At 49.4% G+C, this 15,379-nt stretch carries 14 protein-coding genes and 2 pseudogenes; 9 read left to right on the forward strand and 7 right to left on the reverse strand.

The features are described 5' to 3' along the window. Positions 1–57: 57 nt before the first annotated feature. The 3 genes from BACCOPRO_RS03185 to BACCOPRO_RS03195 form a co-directional block, all read right to left on the reverse strand. A complete protein-coding gene (locus BACCOPRO_RS03185) occupies positions 58–330 on the reverse strand; it encodes a hypothetical protein (RefSeq protein WP_008140856.1) in 273 nt (90 codons plus the stop codon). Between the two features lie 138 nt (positions 331–468). Beyond that, complete coding sequence (locus BACCOPRO_RS03190; RefSeq protein WP_008140858.1) at positions 469–2,892, reverse strand: GumC family protein; 2,424 nt, start codon at positions 2,890–2,892, stop codon at positions 469–471. A 7-nt stretch (positions 2,893–2,899) separates the two neighbouring features. Then, the gene (locus BACCOPRO_RS03195; RefSeq protein WP_008140860.1) at positions 2,900–3,694 is read right to left on the reverse strand and encodes a polysaccharide biosynthesis/export family protein; all 795 of its coding nucleotides are present in this window, start codon (positions 3,692–3,694) and stop codon (positions 2,900–2,902) included. A gap of 483 nt (positions 3,695–4,177) precedes the next feature. On the opposite strand from BACCOPRO_RS03195, the gene BACCOPRO_RS03200 reads away from it, so the two are divergent. Further along, a complete protein-coding gene (locus BACCOPRO_RS03200) occupies positions 4,178–4,453 on the forward strand; it encodes a hypothetical protein (protein WP_008140862.1) in 276 nt (91 codons plus the stop codon). A 139-nt stretch (positions 4,454–4,592) separates the two neighbouring features. Here the strand turns inward: BACCOPRO_RS03200 and BACCOPRO_RS03205 are convergent, their stop codons facing one another. Further along, positions 4,593–7,058 (reverse strand): DUF3987 domain-containing protein, encoded by a 2,466-nt coding sequence (locus BACCOPRO_RS03205; protein WP_040311087.1) that lies wholly within the window; start codon positions 7,056–7,058, stop codon positions 4,593–4,595. A 392-nt stretch (positions 7,059–7,450) separates the two neighbouring features. On the opposite strand from BACCOPRO_RS03205, the gene BACCOPRO_RS03210 reads away from it, so the two are divergent. Together BACCOPRO_RS03210 and BACCOPRO_RS03215 are read left to right on the forward strand one after the other, a co-directional pair. Continuing rightward, positions 7,451–7,939 carry a hypothetical protein gene (locus tag BACCOPRO_RS03210; RefSeq protein ID WP_008140869.1) on the forward strand — a complete coding sequence of 163 codons (489 nt, stop codon included), beginning with the start codon at positions 7,451–7,453 and terminating at the stop codon, positions 7,937–7,939. Continuing rightward, a complete protein-coding gene (locus BACCOPRO_RS03215; RefSeq protein ID WP_008140870.1) occupies positions 7,926–8,219 on the forward strand; it encodes a helix-turn-helix domain-containing protein in 294 nt (97 codons plus the stop codon). Before BACCOPRO_RS03210 ends, BACCOPRO_RS03215 begins: the two co-directional genes overlap by 14 nt. A gap of 66 nt (positions 8,220–8,285) precedes the next feature. On the opposite strand, the pseudogene BACCOPRO_RS03220 reads toward BACCOPRO_RS03215, so the two are convergent. Next, positions 8,286–9,325, reverse strand: a pseudogene (locus BACCOPRO_RS03220) (PfkB family carbohydrate kinase). 144 nt (positions 9,326–9,469) lie between these two features. On the opposite strand from BACCOPRO_RS03220, the gene BACCOPRO_RS03225 reads away from it, so the two are divergent. After that, positions 9,470–9,835 carry a helix-turn-helix domain-containing protein gene (locus BACCOPRO_RS03225; protein ID WP_246497784.1) on the forward strand — a complete coding sequence of 122 codons (366 nt, stop codon included), beginning with the start codon at positions 9,470–9,472 and terminating at the stop codon, positions 9,833–9,835. Here the strand turns inward: BACCOPRO_RS03225 and BACCOPRO_RS03230 are convergent. After that, complete coding sequence (locus BACCOPRO_RS03230) at positions 9,802–10,701, reverse strand: Abi family protein (protein ID WP_008140879.1); 900 nt, start codon at positions 10,699–10,701, stop codon at positions 9,802–9,804. The genes BACCOPRO_RS03225 and BACCOPRO_RS03230 overlap by 34 nt on opposite strands. Positions 10,702–10,979: 278 nt before the next feature. On the opposite strand from BACCOPRO_RS03230, the gene BACCOPRO_RS03235 reads away from it, so the two are divergent. The 5 genes and pseudogenes from BACCOPRO_RS03235 (at position 10,980) to BACCOPRO_RS03255 (ending at position 14,738) form a co-directional block, all read left to right on the forward strand. Next, complete coding sequence (locus tag BACCOPRO_RS03235; protein WP_008140883.1) at positions 10,980–11,423, forward strand: HU family DNA-binding protein; 444 nt, start codon at positions 10,980–10,982, stop codon at positions 11,421–11,423. A gap of 101 nt (positions 11,424–11,524) precedes the next feature. Further along, positions 11,525–12,003, forward strand: a pseudogene (locus BACCOPRO_RS03240) (N-acetylmuramoyl-L-alanine amidase). A gap of 101 nt (positions 12,004–12,104) precedes the next feature. Continuing rightward, positions 12,105–12,359, forward strand: a complete 255-nt coding sequence (locus BACCOPRO_RS03245) for a DUF4248 domain-containing protein (RefSeq protein ID WP_008140890.1) — start codon at positions 12,105–12,107, stop codon at positions 12,357–12,359. 91 nt (positions 12,360–12,450) lie between these two features. Beyond that, complete coding sequence (gene aspS / locus BACCOPRO_RS03250; protein WP_040311135.1) at positions 12,451–14,208, forward strand: aspartate--tRNA ligase; 1,758 nt, start codon at positions 12,451–12,453, stop codon at positions 14,206–14,208. A 140-nt stretch (positions 14,209–14,348) separates the two neighbouring features. After that, positions 14,349–14,738 carry a GtrA family protein gene (locus BACCOPRO_RS03255; protein ID WP_008140894.1) on the forward strand — a complete coding sequence of 130 codons (390 nt, stop codon included), beginning with the start codon at positions 14,349–14,351 and terminating at the stop codon, positions 14,736–14,738. Between the two features lie 194 nt (positions 14,739–14,932). On the opposite strand, the gene BACCOPRO_RS03260 is transcribed toward BACCOPRO_RS03255, so the two are convergent. Continuing rightward, positions 14,933–15,358 carry an ACT domain-containing protein gene (locus BACCOPRO_RS03260; RefSeq protein ID WP_008140897.1) on the reverse strand — a complete coding sequence of 142 codons (426 nt, stop codon included), beginning with the start codon at positions 15,356–15,358 and terminating at the stop codon, positions 14,933–14,935. Between the last annotated feature and the right edge of the window lie 21 nt (positions 15,359–15,379).

Raw genomic sequence — 15,379 nt, forward strand, 5'->3', positions numbered from 1 at the left:
TTATGAAATATCTAGAAGCAGAGGAATTGTCAGTTTATATCATAGCTTTGTCTTTGTTTACAACAGATCATTATAAAGTGAACGAATCTTTTTTTCTTCCAGTACTTTCTGGTTTTGATAAATGGCTTTTCTCAGTTTTTCCAGCAAGCTGAAAATCTGTTCCGGATCATAGGAAAGTTTGACATTATAGGAAGCAAAACATTCATGTAGGTCATACAGACTCAGATTATAGGCAAAATCGGTATCTGATTTTTCACTTTCTGTGATTTCGAAAATGACAGACCCGCTTTTCAACAGGAGACGGTAGTTGTTTTTTTCAGACTTTCCCATGAAGTTTTTGTTTCTTGTGAATTGTCTATAAGTCTTTCCAGAAATTCCTGTATAGTTGATTTATTTTCCATATATATACTTCAAAATGATCCAATCCCAGAGTCCCTGCAAAAACTGTATTTTTATAATGCAAGAGGGCTATTTCTCTTTTCCGTAGCCGTAGCCATAGCCATAGCCATATTTCTTGCCATAGCCATATTTGCCATACTTGCCATATTTGCCATAACCATAGTAGTAACCATTTTTGCGCTGATCCATATCAATACCGTTGATCAGGGTACAGAGATTCGGCAACTTGTTTTCACGTTTCAGGTCATTGATCAGTTCATAGTCGCTTTTGTGGGTATAATCAGCGCGGCAGACATAGACGCTCAGATCTGCTACACGGGCAATCAGCTGAGTATCAGTGACCATACCGATCGGTGCGGTATCCAGAATGACGTAGTCAAAGTGTTCTTTCAGAATCTCCAGTGCATGATCCAAGGATTTCCGTGCTACCAACTCTGTCGGATTGGGAGGGACTGTTCCGCCCGGCAGGATAAAGAGGTTGGGGGAGATGGCAGAAGGCTGGCAGAGACTCATCAGATCGGTTTGTTTCGGATCGGCCAGGTATTGGGTAATCCCCCGTTCCTTATGAGAGATCTCAAAGACCTTGTTCAGTCCGGGTTTGCGGATATCCAGACCGACAATCACCACCTTCTTGCCCATAAAGGCAAAACTGCAGGCCAGATTTCCGGCACTGAAACTCTTGCCTTCACCGGAGGTGGTGGAGGTAAAGAGGATCACTTTCTGGCCTTCTCCCAGCATATACTGTACATTTGTACGGACAGAACGGAACACTTCTTCCATCAGGCCGTTGCGGTTTTCCTGCACCACAATGGGATGTCCTTCCGTATCGGTCAGAGGAATATCTCCAATGACCGGAACATCGGTGATTTTTTCGATATCAGCCCGGCTTTCTATCTTGAAGCGGAGCAGGTTGCGAAGGAAGATGATCGCTACAGGAATGCCCAGTCCAAGAAGGAGGGCCAGCATATAATACGTTTTTCCATTCGGCCCGACCATACCGCCGGCCAGCGGTTCTTCCACCATACGGCCATTATTCGCCGTAGCGGCTAGGGTTATCGCATTTTCTTCGCGCTTCTGAAGCAGCATCAGGTACAGGCTGGCCTTGATTTCCTGTTGACGGGAGATGCTGAGCAATTCTTTTTCCTGCTGGGGGGCATTGCTGATCCGGCTTGCGAACTGGGCAGCCTCGCGGTTCAGGTCGTTGCGGGTGATTTCCAGTCCTTTCAGCACGCTTGCCACGGAGGTCTGGATATTCTTTCGGGTAGCTTCCAGAGAGGTATCCAGATTGACCACGGCGGGGTTGCTTTCACTGGAAGTGCGGAGCAACCGTTTGCGCTCGGTCAGCATCTCGTTATACTGTCCGATCAGGGTGGACAGTCCGTTGTCGCTCAGTCCGATATTGGCCGGAATAATTTCCATCCGGTTCTCGGGACGTTCGATGTATTCTTTCAGGAATTCTACAAGACGGAGCTGGGTGGCATTCTCAGCCCGTTTCTGCTCATATTCGGCATTGCCTTGCAGAGCCAACTGTGCATCACTGGTCAGGTCGGTCAGTCCCGCCTTCTGTTTATACTGGGCCAGTTCGCTTTCCGTAGTGCCCAGTTCGTGATTGATGATGCTGATGCGTTCGTCGATAAATTCGGCCGTCCGGCTGGCTACCTCGTTCTTGTCATCGTTGGCATCGGCATTATACAGCGCTACCAGCGTAGTCAGGAAATCCAGACCCCGGCCTACATGGGTATCGTTGTAGTTCAGTCGTACAATGGTGGTCTGTTTACTGGTTGGTTCGGTAGACAGATTTCTCTGACATACCTTGGCGGCTGAGGTAGGAGAAACAATCTGTACCTGAATAGTACGTTCTTCCTGAATCTTTGTACTATCTTTCGCATTCAGCGTCAGGGTTCCCACGGGAGTGACGAGTACACCGGGCAGGCGGTCAAAAGTCTTTTCAGTGGTGCCTTCCTTTCCATTTTGTATATACTTTGCGGTAGCTTTGACTTTACCGTCAGGTGTGCAGTCCAGCTGTAAATTCAAGGGGGCAGCCAACTTATCCGCTTCTTCGGGAGTCATCCAGACCTTGATGGGAGTATCATGCTTATAAAGCGGCAGGGCATAGCCGAAACTGCGGGGTTCCGCATAGCGGATGTTCAGCCCCAGGGTATTGACTACCTTTTTGATTAAGGTGCGGGAACGGAGGATTTCCATTTCATTGTCAAAATTGCTGGCCATGCTCAGCATCCCGAGATCCTGCATGGTGGCAAGCGGACTGTTGGCACTGCCTTTCCCCTTGTCATCTTGCTTGATCAGTACCGTGGCATTCACATTGTAAACCGGAGTCTGATAGCGCAGGTATCCCCAGGCTCCGATCAGGCAGAGAATGAGGCAGGCTACAAACCAGGGCCAGTACATCAGGTATTCAAACAGAATCGCTTTATAGTCGATGGGCTTTTCGTCTTCAGCCGTAAAAAGATCGTCGTATTTTTCGTTGCTCATGATAACTTTACTTTAATATGGTGACTAACAGGCTGGCAATTGATACTAAAATGGAAGTGGCACTGATCCACAGGGTCGTACTGTTGCCGATATCAGAGTTGCGGGCGGCAGTCTTGTTGGGACTGACATACAGAATGTCATTCTGCTGGAGGTAGAAATAGGGGGAACGGATCAGATTGGCATCGTTCAGGTTCAGCTCCTGAATGTCGCGTCCTCCGTCTGCCGTTTCGCGGACCAGCTTCACATTGTCACGGACTCCATATACTGTCATATCTCCTGCCATAGCCAGGGCTTCCAGTACATTCACTTTTTCGTTGCTGACCGTGAAAGTGCCGGGGCTTTTGACTTCACCCAATACGGAAATCTTATAGTTCACCATGCGGACATTTACAATCGGGGTTTCCTTCAGGTAGGGGGCCAGCCGGTCGCGGAGCATGGCTTCGCATTCATTTTTGGTCATGCCGCTGATCTTTAATTTTCCCAGTACAGGGAAATCAATTTCTCCTTTATTATTTACCAGATACTGTTGCATTGCAGGCTGGGAAGTCAGGCTGGTGGAATTTTGGGACACGGTAGTGGGGACCGTCAGGTTAAAAGGAACACTGGCCTGGGGATCGGTGGTGCTGACGGTAATGGTCAGCAGATCCTTGGGCATGATCCGGGCGTCGTAGAGCGGAATTTCTCCGGCCGGTACATTGACTGTCGCAGAATTCTGCAAATAGGGCACCTTCTTATAAGAGGTACAGCCTGACAGCAGGAAGGCTGCTGTCAGGAAGCAGAGAATGTTTGATTTGAATGTCATAATGATTTTAGGTTTCCTTTGATGTTACTAAGCCGTCGCGATTCCGGGGGCCGGAATCTGACTGACTTTCCGATTTTTTGCTGAATAGATTCATTGTTGACCACCACGCCCCGGGGGCCGGAACCGTGGTCACTTCCTCGTCCGGGGGCCAGAGCGAAAGGAAGCTACGTTTGGGGTGCGCTTCGCGGTTACCTCTCCCAACCGGGGACCGGGAAGAAGGGATAAAACCGGAATTTTTTGGGTGCAGATGCAATTGTTATTCACAATTGCGAGACAAAGGTGAACATTATGTTTTAATTTAAAACAAAATTTCCAATATTTTTCAAAAACAACTATTAATTTTGTGTTGGACTTCTTAAGAAAAAGAAATTTCAAGGAGATTTTATGAGAATTTCAATTCGATTTCGTTCTCGATTTTAACGAGTTTAAAGAATCTTAAAACCGGACATTTTTTTTCATTTGGCCGGTAAAATATATTCACCCATGAGACAAAAAGAAGTAAAAACAGAAAAACGGGAGCAAAAGACAGAGAGTGAGAAACCGAAAAGATGGCTGCGCCACACCCCTGAAGGGTATCAGTTTACGGAGGCCGAGTATGCACTGAATGCACTGGGGAATTTCCTGACCCTGATTGCCTGCGGGAAGATCAAGCTGAGCTGGTCGGACGAGATGCAGCTCAAGCGGCTGACCAAATATCTGGTCCGGATGCTCTTCAAGGGGCCCTGGAGAAGCGTACGGAAGAAGATCCTGGAAGATTAGGGCTCCGCGGACAGGCCGGAAATACCTGCCCGGAAAATAAAAAAAGGCTTCGGCGTTTCCATGCAAACGCCGAAGCCTTTTGACTGAAACGCCGAAACGTTTTCAGGGTCCACCTGGGTCCACTTTTTCTATATGGACCCTATTCCGTGGAATGCACCTTGCGGTAGATGCCGTTGTCGTATGCTACCAGGTTCTGTTTCAGCATCTTCTTGAGCCATCGCTTGGCCGTGGAACGGGAGATGTCCATGGCAGCCGTCGCGGTGAGATATTCCATGTAAGTGAAGCTCTCGGGCAGCTTCTTGTAGCACTCCAGTACGCGGTGGAAACAGGTCATCTGCGAGCGTTTCCGTTCCGTTCCGGGCAGGATGGTGGAGAGGGAAAGGCTGTGTTCCAGCAGCACCTTGACCAGCTCGATGGTGATGTTGAAATCCTCGTCGCTGCAGGTGACATCCTTCATGTTCCAGCCGGCTTCCCACTTGCGCAGGGCGGTGAGCACCATGGCGATGCGCATCGTCAGCAGTCCGTGACGTCCCACAATGGCCTCGTTGCCTTCTCCGTCCTCCAGCGAGACATTCTGCATCATGTGACCGAACAGCTTGTTGTGGATCTTCCACTGTTCGCGGGTGAAATGGACGGAGGTGGGGGAGTTGAGCAGGAAATGGTAGGCCTGAAGCACATCATCTGCCAGATTCTCAAAGAGTTCGTCGCCGTCGATCCATTCGTCGTCCGAATCGGGAGCCGCTGAAATCCAGCCGCTTTCACCCTTTCCCGTGAGCAGGGCCAGACGGCTGTACATACCGTCTTCCTTCGATGACACGAAGTTGACCAGCTGTTGCAGGGTACCGGCCATGCAGATGGCCATGCGGGGGCGCTGGATGAGAATGGGGTGGCCGTCGATCTTGTAGTTCTGTCCCACGGCTTCGTGGTGGTAGATCATACGCAGTTCGGAGGCATGCTTGCCGTAGTCCGTTCCCAGGGCAGCGGTGAAGGAGTCGATCTCGGTGGTGTTGCAGATGATTCCGATCTCGCCGGAGTTGTAGAGGTCGGTCATCAGCTGGCTCTTGGAGGTGTTGGGCGGTACGTTCAGCACGTGCCACCGGGGTTCTTCGGGCTTGAGACTGATGTCGGGCTTGCGTTTCTCGCGGAAGGCCCGTTTCTGTTCGGCCTCCCATTCCAGCATCTTCTGCTCGTATTCCTTGCGCTCCCGGCGGTTGTTTTCCTCCATTTCGCGGTGAATCTTGCTGCCGAGCAGGGCTGACAGGGCTACCACACCCTTGCCGGAACCTGCGGGGGCGACGGCTGCGAAGAAGAAATGGGGGGAGTAGAGACGGAGGGCATAGAGGGTGCGCACCAGCGGAACGCATCCGCTGAGGTTGGTGAGTATGGACATGAGGAGCATGTCGCGCTGGCGGCCGGAACGGGCGGCTATGATGCCGCGCCGGATCAGGGGCGGGAGCTTGTCGTAAATCCACTCGGGAAACAGGGGTGCATGACTCATCAGATCATCCTCGTCGGATTCTTTTCTCACGGTGGAGGGTCCATTAGGGTCCATGTGGACCCATGGACCCAAATCGGCATGGTTGTAGCCCCAGTCCATCGCGCTGCAATATTCGCTGTAAGGGAGCTGGCCCATCATGCGGAAGGCGCTGTGTTTCAGCCGTTCAAAGTCGTACGGGTTGAATCTCCGCCAGCGGATGTTGCGTCCCAGACGGAGCAGGACATTGTGCCGCTGACCCTCTTGAAACTTGTTTTTCCGGAAAAAATTCGCCAGAAAAGCTTCGGGGTCACGGAGGGGTACATAACGGCAGTCGTCGTTGGGATCTTCGGGGATTCCGAAGGGCCTGAAACCGGCGTTTCCGGAAGCATAATCAGCAGGATTTACGGGAGCATAACCGGGCATGTTTCCGGGAGCCGGTCCACCCGAATTCCCTGCGTTCCGGAGAGTATCCCCGTACGCATAGCCTGCGTTTCTGCCATTGAACCGGTAATCCTCGGAAGAGTCGGTTCCCGTGGCCGGCTGATACAGGAGCGGATTGTTTCCTTCCTCGTAGGGAAAGGTGAGGGGTTCCGGTGCCAGATAAGCTTCAGGGTCATAAGACGCGAGCGTGAGGCGGCAGAGATCCTTGCACTGCATGTCGCAGGGATGTCCGGCAACCTGTTCAAGGGCGTGCGCCACGATCTCATAGGCCCGGCGGTAGACATCGGGATGTACCACACCGATGCAGACGAAGATGCGGAGACCGGTTCCGGAGACAGTGACATGACAGGCTGCCACCCAGGGAACTTCCTTCAGCCGGGCAAAAGCGTTCCGGAGCACGTCGGGCGGCATCTTGTCCATGTCGAACATGGCATAGCCGGTGCGGTTGGTGAGACACTTGGGATAACGTCCGCGCAGGCAGTTTCCGGCAGGTACGAGGGCAGGCAGCTGTTCCTTGACGGAGGCAGCTTCCTGTTTCTTTCCTTCGGCCATCAGCCTGCGGTAGTTCTCCACTTCATTTTTCCATTGTCCGTTGCGGACATTTTCGATCCAGGCAGACAGTTCCACGAGGGAGTCTCCCTGCGTGTGGAAGATGCGCGTGAATACGGTCATCAGATTGTTTTCCATCTTTCCAAATTTAAGGTTGAATGAAAAAAAAGTAAATAATATTTGTTTTACAGAAGCAAAGTTAAGGCAACCATCCGGAAAGGTGAAATGTTAAAACAAAGATGCGAAAATTATGAATTTATAATATGTTGAAAAGTAGGGTTTATAAGCATATTTCTTTAAAGTAAAGAATGAAGTTAGTTCAGAGGGAATTTTGGGAATGTGATCAATGAATTATAATTTTTACTGGTGTTTTATGTAAAAACAATTTGGAAATACATGTGAGGATACATGAGGATCCCGGGGAGGGATAAATTGTCTGATAAAAATAGTATCAGCTTAATTTATAAGTTAAGTTTTGATATTTGAAATAATAATTCTATATTTGTATCAGAATTAACTTTTATGTTAAGATGCAGCAAAAATATCATATCGAATTAGTTGAAGAGCATGATGCCGTAAATTTTTATAGCATTCATCTGGAAGAGGAAGAACTATCAGAGCTTGAACGTTTTTTTGAGAAATTTCCGGAAGGCTGTGGATATGATGAAGAGATTGATGTTATCATTGCATGGCTTGATAAAATCGGAGAGAATGGTGCATTAGAACGCTATTTTCGTCCCGAAGGAAGATATGGGGATGGAGTTGGAGTAGTTCCGATTGATGTAGGGAATAAGCTTCGTTTGTATTGTTTGAGGATTTCAGATAAGATATTGATTTTTGGAAATGGTGGATTGAAAGATTCTGATTCATGGCAAAATAGTAAATCACTTGCTCCATATGTGGAGATGCTGATTGATACAAGCCGTTTTATTGCCTCACGCATAAAAGATGGCAAAATCATTTTGGTAGATAAAGAATTAGTTGGTAATTTAAATTTTGCAAGAGATGAAAAAGAGTAGCATAATCGAGAAAAGACGCGAGAAGGTTAATCCTGAAGTTAAGCGTATGGTTGATTTGTCTTTTAAGATTGTGGATAGAATACACGAAATTCTGAAAGATAAGGGCCTTAAGCAAAAAGACCTTGCCCTGCGTCTTGGGAAAAAAGAGTCTGAAATAAGTCGGTGGATGCGTGGAACTCATAACTTCACTATTGATACACTGATTTCTATTGAAGATGTACTTGGAGAACCTATTATTGAAATATGTCATTCGCAAGTGTTTCATGCACAGATGAAATAGCTGACATGAGAGGATGTCTTGCTGGTGAAGCAGGCACCCTCTCATGTTGATTTTCCCCCTTTTTGATTATCTTTCCAGTTCCCCCTTTTCGTTGCGGGCCATCAGTTCCTCCACTTCGGAAACCTTGACCATGTTGTAGTCGCCGGAGATGGTGTTTTTCAGGACGGAAGCGGCCGTAGAGAAATCCACTCTTTTCTGGTTGTCGGTCCAGGCTGACTGGGCATAGAGAAGGGCACCGCAGAATGCGTCTCCCACTCCGACACAGTCGATGACATTGTTGATGTCGTACACGCGGGTGTGGTACATGGTGCCGTCGGCATAGAGTATTCCGGCGAAGGTGTGGTGTTCGGAGTTCATCACGTTGCGCAGGGCGTGTAGATGTAGCGGCACTGGGGCACTTCCCGGGCGATCTCCCGGCAGAATGTTTCGTAGGCTGCGGTGTCATACCGGTCGGCTGCGCTTGTGGCCTTGAATCCCGGAGCCTTGAGTCCGAAGAGCATGGCATATTCGCCTTCGCTGCCGAACATGATGTCGCTGGAGGCAATCAGCGGGCGGAGTACTTCCTGGGCTGTCTTTCCGTACTTCCAGAGGTTCTTGCGGTAGTTGATGTCGTAGGAGACGGAGATTCCCATTTCCCTGGCGGTTTCAACGGCTTCCCGGCACACTTCGGCCAGTCCCGGAGTCAGGGCTGCGTCGATACCGGACCAGTGGAACAGGCCGGCATCGCTGAAGATCTCTTTCCAGTTGATCATGCCGGGTTCGAGTTCGGAAAAAGAGGAGCCTTCGCGGTCGTAGATGACGCGTGAGTTTCTCATGGCCGCAGCCTTTTCCATGTAGTAGGTACCGAGGCGTTTTCCTCCCGTGAGGATGTGATCCGTACCGATGTTATGTGAGCGGAGTTCGGCGATGCAGGCTTCTCCCAGCGGGTTTTCGGGCAGGCGGGTCACATAGTCCACCTGGCCGCCGAAGTTTGCCACCGAGATGGCTACATTGGCCTCACTTCCTCCGTAATTGACTGACAGTTCGCGACTTTGCTGGAGTCTCAGGTTTCCCGGAGTGGTCAGTCGCATCATAATTTCCCCAAATGTTACAATTTTTTTCTTCATAATCGTTCGTAAATTTCAGATGTCGGATAACGCTGCAAAGATAGTGTTTCTTTTGCAGAAACCTCTACGGACTGTTTTATTCTGTTGTTCATCATTGCTTTCAGAGTGGTATCTTTACGGATATACATATAATTGTTTCCTGTTTTGGAAACTTTGTTGTATATTTGTTTGCGTGTAAAAATAGATCGTATGACAAACAGGTTGGAAAATATAGGTTTGATGATTCGGAATGAACGTCTTCGCAAAGGACTTACTCAGGAAGAGCTCGGTGAACGGGTAGGAGTCGGTAAAGCTCAGATTTCTAAGATAGAGAGAGGAAAAGGGCTTACGATAAAGACAGTTACAAAGGTGCTTGATGCCCTTGGCATGTCGGCATCTGTCGTTTTAAAAGGTGAGCAGGAAATTGACAAAAATGTAATTGCATATATTGTTGCTGCCATTAGTGAGTTTGCTGAAATCCATCATCTTTCCGATTTTTATTTCCACAAAGGCTCTTGTTCCCAGTTGTAAGGGAAGCCTAACAAGTGCGGATTTACTGATTGATGTCTTGCCAAAAGCTGCTTGAAGTCAGTTACAAAAGTGTTGTCAGTAAAAATGGAGTTAAGCCAATACACTACATAGCAGAGTTGAGGATAAAGAGTTTGTTCGCGAAATGAAAAATCCGTTATCCAAGTGTTCGGCATACGCTCCGGCATCATTGGCTTGACAGGAAAGACACGGTTTGACAGTCTTGAGTGATGGGCACAACAGTTACGAAGTACAGCAAGACATTCCAGCCAACTTCTCAGGAATTTGTGGTGTTTCAAACCGAATTCTCTTGCCACAGCATGTTTTGCTGCTGAATCCGAAAAATTTGCGTAGAGCTTGGATAGTGTACCCATTGAGATAACTTCCAATGTTTTCCAAACAGGCGGCAGGTCTGGTTCGCTATATTTTCGAAAATGCTCGGTGATGAAATCATCGTGTGAACGAGATACTTCTTTACGGATTACAGACAGATTTGCTGCAAAACGGGTTTTATTGATGGCGTAGTTTTCGTCCATAAACCAAAAAGCACCAAATTCAAGAGCTAAATGCTTGATTATTTTAGTGCGGACAGAAACCTCAATCGTTTGGATGGCAGTAAACAGTAAAACCCTAAGTTGTTTGTCAAAAGAGTAAAGGTCTGTAACATCAGAGAAACTACAGTTTTCCCTAAATTGATGGGTAGAATGGTCAGTCTCAAAGTGTCGCCAATAACCCGCAAGACGAAAATAGCTGATGGTGTCAAGAATTTCAATTGCTTGCTTAACGTCATCAATCAGCAAACCTCTTTCTTTTAGAATTTCAATTTGCTGTTCTGTAGTTATGGCTTGATGTGTATATCTGACTCCCATAAATAAAAATGTCCCGCTGGGTACGCTAATCTTACGGGAAGCGGGCGGGATTTGTTGATGCAAAGGTAATAGATATTTTTGATAAAACCTAGAATTAGCATAAAAAAGAGTACTTTTTCTGCTGCATGGCATTGATCTGTAATAATGACAGTTAAACAAAAAAATATTTTCCCTTTAAGTCTACACAACCCTGCAAATGTCTACATGGCGGGGGAAGGGGTGTCGTATCTTTGTTTTGTCAAATTAAAACAAGTACTAACCTTTTAAACAAATTGTGTATGGAGAAAGCAGTGACTTATTCAGTAGTGGGAAGAAAGAATCCGGGCGACAAAGGGGCTCCGATGAAGTATTATGCACAGGCGCAGGCGCGCGGGGTGATGGGGATCCGTGAGATCGCGGAGCGCATCCAGCGGGAATGTACGGTGACGAGGGCGGACACCATGGCGGTGCTGACGGCCCTGGAAGACGTGGTGAGCGAGGGGCTGCAGAGCGGTGAAATCGTACGTCTGGGTGAACTGGGATCGCTCCAGCTGGGACTGAGCGGCAAGGGAGCGGAAGTGGAAGAGGAATACCATGTCGGGCTGATCGAGAGGGCACGCATCAACTTCCGTCCGGGACTGACCCTGCAGGATGCGCTGGCGAACCTGTCGTATGAGCGTGTGCCGGTTAAGAAGACGGCTGAAGCCGGGGAAGAAGAGGAAGGAGGCGGAATGGGTGTCTGACCGTAAAATAATGGAAGTATGAAAGCTGTAAAAGTAATTGTCCGGATTCTGAGATGCCTGCTTTGCATCCTGACCGGGAAATGGAAAGAAAGGAGTGGAGAATGAGAAAGATTGACCTGATTGTCATTCACTGTACGGCCACGAGAGAGGACAAGTCCCTCTCTCCGGCTGAACTGGACCGGATGCACCGGCAGCGGGGATTCAACGGGTGCGGGTATCATTATTACGTGCGGCGTGACGGAGAGATCTGTTCCATGCGTCCGGTGGGCAGGCGGGCGCACATGCGAAAGGGCATAACGCGAACAGCATCGGCATTGCGTATGAAGGGGGACTGGATGCGGGAGGAAATCCGGCAGACACCCGGACCGAGGAACAGAAACGGTCGATCCGCGTACTGGTGAGGGTGCTCTGTGAGGACTACAGAATCCGGAAGGTGGTGGGCCACAGGGATCTGAGCCCGGACAGGGACGGCGACGGAGTGGTGGAACCGGAAGAGTGGATCAAGCTCTGTCCCTGCTATGACGTGGAGAGTGACCTGGCGGAACAGAAATGCCGGGGACGGTGCAGGCTGTTCGGATAATCCCCCGGAATTTTTCCTGAAAAATATCCCGGAGCACTTGGTGTTCCGGGATATTTTTTGTATCTTTATAGGTAGTAAGAAACCTGGAAAACTGAAGAAAAATGAACCTCAATGAACGATCCTGTGTGGCAGAAGAGACCGGGGAATTCCGGCTGCGGATCTACCACAAGAGTGAACTGGCCCGGATGTATTTCCCGCAAAGCCGGCAGAAAACGGCTTCACAGAACCTGAGCCGCTGGATACAGGGGTGTCCGGAACTGTGGGAGGGCCTCCGCCGCATGGGTTATGAGAAGACACGGAAATATTACCTGAAACCGGAGGTGGAACTGATCGTAAAATGTCTGGGCGAGCCTTAGCGGGGAAAGAAGTGCGAAAAATAGGCGGAAGGTTTGGGCATGTAAAAAACATGTATTACCTTTGTGCGAAGAAAAAAACAAGATTGAAGATATGTTCAGAAATCATACATGCGGCGAACTGAGAATCGCTGATGCAGGAAAGAGCGTGACGCTGGCCGGATGGGTACAGCGTGTACGCAAGATGGGAGGTATGACTTTTGTTGACCTCCGCGACCGTTACGGTATCACCCAGCTGGTGTTTAACACGGACGTGAACGCAGAACTTTGCGAACGGGCCAGCCACCTGGGCCGTGAGTATGTCATTCAGGTAAAGGGTACGGTGAACGAACGTTCCAGCAAGAATCCCAACCTGCCTACGGGTGAGGTGGAAATCACGGTGGAAGAGCTGACCGTGCTGAATTCGGCACAGACTCCTCCGTTTACCATCGAGGACAATACCGACGGCGGGGATGACCTGCGTATGAAATACCGTTATCTGGACCTGCGCCGTACGGCTGTGCGCAAGAACCTGGAACTGCGTCACCGCATGACCATGGAAGTACGCCGTTATCTGGACGGACTGGGATTCCTGGAAGTGGAAACTCCGATGCTGATCGGTTCTACTCCGGAAGGTGCCCGTGACTTCGTGGTTCCTTCACGTATGAATCCGGGACAGTTCTATGCGCTTCCGCAGTCTCCGCAGACGCTGAAGCAGCTGCTGATGGTATCAGGATTCGACCGCTACTTCCAGATCGTGAAGTGTTTCCGCGATGAAGACCTGCGTGCTGACCGTCAGCCGGAGTTCACGCAGATTGACTGCGAAATGAGCTTCGTGGAACAGGAAGACATTATCGAGACTTTTGAAGGTATGGCCAAGCACCTGTTTAAGGAACTGCGCGGCGTGGAACTGACTGAACCGTTCCTGCGCATGCCCTGGGCAGATGCCATGAAATATTACGGCAGCGACAAACCGGACCTGCGTTTCGGCATGAAGTTCGTGGAACTGATGGACATCCTGAAGGGATACGGATTCTCTGTATTCGACAATGCAGCCTATATCGGCGGTATCTGTGCCGAAGGTGCTGCCCACTACACCCGCAAGCAGCTGGACCAGCTGACCGAATTTGTGAAACGTCCGCAGATCGGTGCCAAGGGACTGGTTTACGCCCGTGTGGAAGCTGACGGCAACGTGAAGTCAAGCGTGGACAAGTTCTATTCACAGGAAGTATTGCAGCAGATGAAGGAGGCTTTCGGTGCCAAACCGGGTGACCTGATCCTGATTCTGAGCGGTGACGATGCGATGAAGACCCGCAAGCAGCTGTGTGAACTGCGTCTGGAAATGGGTAACCAGCTGGGACTGCGCGACAAGAACAAGTTTGCCTGTCTGTGGGTGGTTGACTTCCCGATGTTCGAATGGAGCGAAGAGGAAGGCCGTCTGATGGCTATGCACCATCCGTTTACTCATCCGAAAGATGAGGATATTCCTTTACTGGATACTGATCCGGCAGCTGTACGTGCAGATGCTTACGATATGGTGGTCAATGGTGTGGAAGTAGGTGGAGGATCTATCCGTATCCATGACTCACAGCTTCAGGCCAAGATGTTTGAGATTCTGGGCTTTACACCCGAGAAGGCTCAGGAGCAGTTCGGCTTCCTGATGAACGCCTTCAAGTTCGGTGCTCCTCCTCACGGAGGTCTGGCATACGGACTCGACCGCTGGGTATCTCTGTTCGCAGGACTGGATTCCATCCGCGACTGTATCGCATTCCCGAAGAACAATTCAGGACGCGACGTGATGCTGGATGCTCCGGGATTCCTCGACCAGAAGCAGCTTGATGAACTGAATTTGAAGATTGTAGATAACAAGTGATTCTTTATTGGAGAATTTTAAACTTTTCAGAAGAAGGACATGAGATGTGATATTTCGTGTCCTTCATTTTGTGAAAAACCTGTTTGTGACAATCCCTGTTTGTGACAATTCCTATTGTGAAAACCCCGAAAACTTGGTGAATGAAAGAACGTGTACGAATTCTGCGCTTTACAATAATCGGAACGCTTAATGCGCTCATTGCGGCCTTTGTGGTCTGGCTGATGATGCACATCAGGAAGGAGGATTACATGCTGGCCAATGTGACGGCGTATGTGGTGTCGCAGATTCATAACTTTATCTGGTGCAAGTACTGGATTTTCCCGCTGGACAAGGAAAACAAGAAGAATACGGTATGGCATCAGATGCTGTTCTTTGCGGGGGCTTTCGCGCTGGCTTACAGTGCGCAGTTTGTGTTCCTGCTGGTGCTGGTGGAACTTCTGCACTGCAATGAGTATCTGGCTCAGTTCCTGGGGCTCTTTATTTACGGGGCCGTGAATTTCTCCTGCAACAAATTTCTGACTTTCCGCTGAGAGCATGCGGACTTTCTGCGAGGCTTTCACGGAATAGCCGCTTGTTATTTGTGGATTCTTGCTGAAGAAGATTTTTCCGGACAGATGGGGCACCCTGTCTCCGGAACCTTATATGAAAATCCTCCTGTTTTCCGGCCTGGACTTGTCTGAGGCTGAAGGCAGGAGGATTTTCATATAAAGTTGTTTCAGATGATTCAGATGGCAGTGAGTGCCTGCTCGTCGATGTAGTTCATCCGGTGGGTCAGGATGACGTCGCGTGCCAGATCGTTGCTGTCGGTACGGAACACCAGAATACCTTTTCCTCCGAGCAGGAAGGAATAGAGGTAGGAGATGCCGATTCCGGCTTCACTGAAACGGCGGACCGCATTGGCTGCCTGTCCCGGGGTATTGTCGAGGGTGATGGCAAAGACTTCGGACATGCTGACGGAAATGCCGGCCTGCTTCAGGGTGTCATACGCCCGCTGCGGTTCGGAACAGATGATGCGGTAGATTCCATATTCCACCGTATCGGAAATGGTGGAAGCGATGAGCTGGATGCCGGCTTCCTTGAAGAGTTCGAGCACCTGAAGCAAGGTTCCCGACTTGTTTTCCACGAAAACGGATAATTGATGAATGGTCATAAGTTTGTTTCTTGTTTTGAA

Origin of the sequence: Phocaeicola coprophilus DSM 18228 = JCM 13818 (assembly GCF_000157915.1) — a bacterium.
Taxonomy (GTDB): Bacteria; Bacteroidota; Bacteroidia; order Bacteroidales; family Bacteroidaceae; genus Phocaeicola; species Phocaeicola coprophilus.

Coding starts and splice junctions, on each gene's coding strand:
- BACCOPRO_RS03185 (WP_008140856.1), bottom strand. CDS start 330: ATGGGAAAGTCTGAAAAAAACAACTACCGTCTCCTGTTGAAAAGCGGG.
- BACCOPRO_RS03190 (WP_008140858.1), bottom strand. CDS start 2,892: ATGAGCAACGAAAAATACGACGATCTTTTTACGGCTGAAGACGAAAAG.
- BACCOPRO_RS03195 (WP_008140860.1), bottom strand. CDS start 3,694: ATGACATTCAAATCAAACATTCTCTGCTTCCTGACAGCAGCCTTCCTG.
- BACCOPRO_RS03200 (WP_008140862.1), top strand. CDS start 4,178: ATGAGACAAAAAGAAGTAAAAACAGAAAAACGGGAGCAAAAGACAGAG.
- BACCOPRO_RS03205 (WP_040311087.1), bottom strand. CDS start 7,058: ATGGAAAACAATCTGATGACCGTATTCACGCGCATCTTCCACACGCAG.
- BACCOPRO_RS03210 (WP_008140869.1), top strand. CDS start 7,451: ATGCAGCAAAAATATCATATCGAATTAGTTGAAGAGCATGATGCCGTA.
- BACCOPRO_RS03215 (WP_008140870.1), top strand. CDS start 7,926: ATGAAAAAGAGTAGCATAATCGAGAAAAGACGCGAGAAGGTTAATCCT.
- BACCOPRO_RS03230 (WP_008140879.1), bottom strand. CDS start 10,701: ATGGGAGTCAGATATACACATCAAGCCATAACTACAGAACAGCAAATT.
- BACCOPRO_RS03235 (WP_008140883.1), top strand. CDS start 10,980: ATGGAGAAAGCAGTGACTTATTCAGTAGTGGGAAGAAAGAATCCGGGC.
- BACCOPRO_RS03245 (WP_008140890.1), top strand. CDS start 12,105: ATGAACCTCAATGAACGATCCTGTGTGGCAGAAGAGACCGGGGAATTC.
- aspS (WP_040311135.1), top strand. CDS start 12,451: ATGTTCAGAAATCATACATGCGGCGAACTGAGAATCGCTGATGCAGGA.
- BACCOPRO_RS03255 (WP_008140894.1), top strand. CDS start 14,349: ATGAAAGAACGTGTACGAATTCTGCGCTTTACAATAATCGGAACGCTT.
- BACCOPRO_RS03260 (WP_008140897.1), bottom strand. CDS start 15,358: ATGACCATTCATCAATTATCCGTTTTCGTGGAAAACAAGTCGGGAACC.